This is a genomic window from Actinomyces sp. HMSC065F12 (genome assembly GCF_001814535.1).
Taxonomy (GTDB): Bacteria; Actinomycetota; Actinomycetes; order Actinomycetales; family Actinomycetaceae; genus Pauljensenia; species Pauljensenia radingae_A.
Map to the genome: position 1 here is coordinate 1 of NZ_KV816992.1, position 600 is coordinate 600.

Below are 600 nucleotides of genomic sequence, written 5' to 3' on the forward strand. Positions count from 1 at the left end.
GTCTGCGCCTTTGCGGAGGAGCCTGTTGAGGGTGTCAGAGAACTTCCTGAACAACTCGGTGAGCTTGCCGAGCAGTCCCTTGAGATTCTTGACTGAATCAATGACCTTGTGAACAGTTGTGCTGATCCTGGATGTCATCGTGGCAACACTGGTGGATATTTGCGCCGCGATTGCGGGAATACCCAGCCCAGCGGTGGCAACCGCTTCGATAATGGCAGATGCGAACTTGCCGATGATTTCAGATAGAGCATCACGCACCAGGTCGTGAACAATCTGAACAAGCGTGGCAGCAACGTTAAGAGCCTGCCCCATCGCGCTGGCCCACTTGCCTGCCTGCTCAATCAGCTTACCCAGGTCGGCTTCCAAGACGGTGATCGCGCTGATGGTTTGCCCGCTCATAGATGACAGGTCAGAGCGCGTATACCCGGCCAACTGCTGGGAGCACGCGGACAGCTGAGTGTTAATGTTGCCCCACGTCTGAGCATAGGCCGCAACCTGATCCGCATCGCCAGTGAACTCATCGAGCCACTGATCCAAAGGGTGAACATGCTCAAGCACCCATCCGGCACCCATCGCGATCAGCGAACCGATCGGGTCAGC

1 pseudogene is annotated in these 600 nt (G+C 56.7%); it reads right to left on the reverse strand.

Annotated features, from left to right (window positions below):
* Positions 1-600: pseudogene (locus HMPREF2975_RS12565) on the reverse strand (prevent-host-death protein); the annotation flags it as partial.